Source organism: Aerococcus sp. L_32, from assembly GCF_050689315.1.
Genome location: NZ_JBOEQF010000234.1, coordinates 1 through 3,289, shown reverse-complemented (window position 1 = coordinate 3,289; position 3,289 = coordinate 1). Strand labels below are relative to the sequence as shown.

At 39.5% G+C, this 3,289-nt stretch carries 3 protein-coding genes; 1 reads left to right on the top strand and 2 read right to left on the bottom strand.

The genetic code is table 11. The features are described from left to right. A partial coding sequence (locus ACRCJ0_RS10995) for an ABC transporter ATP-binding protein (protein ID WP_431390464.1) occupies positions 1 to 1,222 on the bottom strand: 1,222 nt, incomplete at its 3' end. Between the two features lie 94 nt (positions 1,223 to 1,316). Beyond that, on the bottom strand, positions 1,317 to 2,534 hold the full coding sequence (locus tag ACRCJ0_RS10990; RefSeq protein ID WP_431390463.1) for an AI-2E family transporter: 1,218 nt from the start codon (positions 2,532 to 2,534) through the stop codon (positions 1,317 to 1,319). A gap of 151 nt (positions 2,535 to 2,685) precedes the next feature. On the opposite strand from ACRCJ0_RS10990, the gene ACRCJ0_RS10985 reads away from it, so the two are divergent. Next, a partial coding sequence (locus tag ACRCJ0_RS10985) for a beta-propeller fold lactonase family protein (RefSeq protein ID WP_431390462.1) occupies positions 2,686 to 3,289 on the top strand: 604 nt, incomplete at its 3' end.

Here is a 3,289-nt window from a genome sequence, read left to right as displayed (position 1 = left end):
CCAAATCACGCAAATTATTCAATGATAAGTCGCGCACATCAGTACCGTTGACTTTAACAGCACCCTTAGTTACGTCTGAAAAACGTAAGAGTAAGTTGGCAATCGTCGTTTTCCCAGAACCAGTACCCCCAATAATGGCTAAAGTTTGTCCTGGTTTCACTTGGAAGTTGATGTCGTCCACTACATTATGCTCTGCGTTACCAAATCTAAAGGCAACGTCTTCGAATGTCACTTCACCTGGTGCTTGACGGTCAATAGATACTGGGTTTTCAGGTGAATGAATACTGATTTCAGTATCCAAAATTTCATTGATCCGTTGAGCGGACACTTGCGCACGCGGTAAAATCACGAAAATCATCCCTAACATCATAAATGAGAACATGATGATGAATGAATAGTTCACGAATGAAAGGATGACCCCAACACTTAGGTTTTGAGCGGCCACTAAATGGGCACCACGCCATGATAAAGTAATGTTTGTTAGTGATAGAATTGTTGTCATGATAGGCATTAAAAAAGACATCCGGAACATCGCTTTAATCGCTGTATCCGCATAATCTTTATTGGCGTCAGCAAATCGTGCTACTTCGAAATCTGATTTGTTAAAGGCTCTTACAACACGTACACCTGTTAATCCTTCTCGGAAAATAAGGTTCAAATCATCAACCTTACTTTGCATAGATTTAAAATATGGTGACACAATGCGTAAAATAATAAAAATTAACAAGGCTAATACTGGACCTGAAACTGCATAAACTAAACTCAATTCTGGACTAGCTAATACGGCCATCACGACAGCTGCAAGTAGCATGGCTGGTGAAAGTAAGACCATACGCATAATCATCATGACAGTCACTTCAACCTGCTGAATATCGTTTGAAGATCGCGTAATCAATGAGGCCTCACCATAGGTCCCCATATTTTCTTTTGAAAACTGCAAAACTTTTGTATAAATTTCATTACGCAATTTTCTACCCAAGTCTTGGCTAGTACGGGCTGAAATATATACTGAAATCCCTGCAGAAATGATGACCAAGATGGTAATCAAGATCATCTGACCGCCAATGCTGTAGATAGCCTGCATATCTCCTGCCGCAACACCCTCGTCGATAATGCGAGCAGTCTGCGTTGGCAATAGTAATTCCCCAATGGCCTGTGTTAAGGCAAAGACAATTGCCCCGAACATAGCCCAAAAGGGAATTCGTTTAATTAAACGCCACATCTAATTCCTCCTTTTATGTTTTATAATGTAAACAATGTGAATATTGCTTCAACAGGCCATTATACGCCCTTTTATCTCAATACACAAATAAAAATTACTTGCCGGGTGTATCCTCTGAAATGAAGTCCTCTAAGATGCTTTCATCTTCTGAATATAAGCCGGAAACGCTTTTATACCAAGCAAAGAAGTGGTTAAATATGACTTTGATGACGGCATAAATTGGAATGACCAATACAACCCCAGCAACCCCGAAAAGTGATCCTGCTGAGATCAATAAAAGCATGATGGTGACCGGGTGAATGGCCATATTGGACCCTAAAACTTGTGGTGAAATCACACGACTTTCAATCGTCTGCTCAATAGCGAATACGATCAAGACTTTTACAATCATCATTGGCCCCATTACAATCGCGACAATAATGGCTGGCACCATTGCTAGGAATGACCCTATATAAGGAATGACATTTAAGAAACCTGCAGCAACCCCAATAATTACCCCATAAGGTAGTCCAACAATTGAGTAACCAACTACAAACATTATGGCCACCCCGATTGCGACAATAATTTGTCCACGGATATATTGGCTAATTTGTAAGTTCATATCACTTAATAGGTGTAAGGTCGCCTTACGAATTTTAATAGGCAGAAATTGCGCGAAATATGTGGGCAATTTGTGGCCGTCACGTAACATATAGAATAATATAATCGGTGCGGTAAAAATAGCTACTGCTACCCTGGTTACTGTCCCTACGATAGACGAGACACTTGTGATTGCTGAATTGGCAATGCTCTCCCAATTAAATGATGACAGGTCTAATACATTACTCATGGCTGATTGAACCACCATGTTCACTTGGTCGTACCAATCACCTCGAATCAATGTTTGTAAGCGACTTTGATAGTCTGTCCAAATAGTATCCCAGTTATCGATCAAATTACGCCCTTCATCCGCTACTGCTGGGATTAGGGCAACAAGGCCTGTAACGACCACCGCAATCAGTAGTAGAACGATTGCTGACCCCCAAGTTCGGTTGAGGCCCCTTTTTTCGATTCGATTCACTAATGGCACTGTCAAATAGTAGAAAATGGCTGCTACGATAATAGGTAGTGAAACGTATTGGATAAAGGAAACGGCTGGGTCTAATAGGTATGAGACTCGGGTAAATAGGCTCACGAAAATTACAATTAAAATACCGACCATCAAGGCGCTGGTATATCGATTATTTAAAATATATTTGAAAAACCAGGATTTTGAAAAATCTGTCTGGTTTTTCGTTGATGGTGTTTCTTCTGGATTGATTTTATCGTTCATGACGTCCCCTCCTGTAATGCATACGTCTATTATAGCAAATATTTCTTCCTATATATATGTGCCTAAACAATCAAAGCATAACCATTTTTGATGTTAATAAGAGCGTTTTCTTGTATAATGAGATTAACTTAAGAAAGAAGGGATTTTTATTATGGAAACGATTTATGTATCTGGTTATACACGTGAAGACAATAAGGGGATTCATACCTTAACGCTAAATGCTGATAAAAAAGCTTTTGAAGCAAGTGAATTGATTATTGAAGAAAACAATCCTACTTACATTACTTTATCAAAAGACGGCAAACACCTATTTACTTTAAGTGACGGTGAAGAGCCTGGTGTTGCCCATTACGAAAATAATGATGGTCAATTTGTCTTTAAAGACCGTGTGAAAGTATTTAACGAAAATGGTTGTTACGTAACATATGATGAAGAAGCAAATGTTCTTTATAATGCTAACTACAAAAAAGGTGAATTAGCAGTGATTACAGTCAACGAAGATGGTACATTGACTGTAACGGATGTCATTCAACATACTTCACCAGTTGGCCCGCATGAAAACCAAGACTTTGCCCATGCCCACTTTATCCATCCAACAAATGACCACAAATACATTCTTTCTTGTGATTTAGGAACTGATGAAGTTCACACTTATACACTTACTGACGATAACAAGTTAGCTGAAGTGAGTGTCTACAAAGCAGCGCCTGGTACTGGCCCACGTCACCTTGCCTTCCACCATTCAGAACCAATCG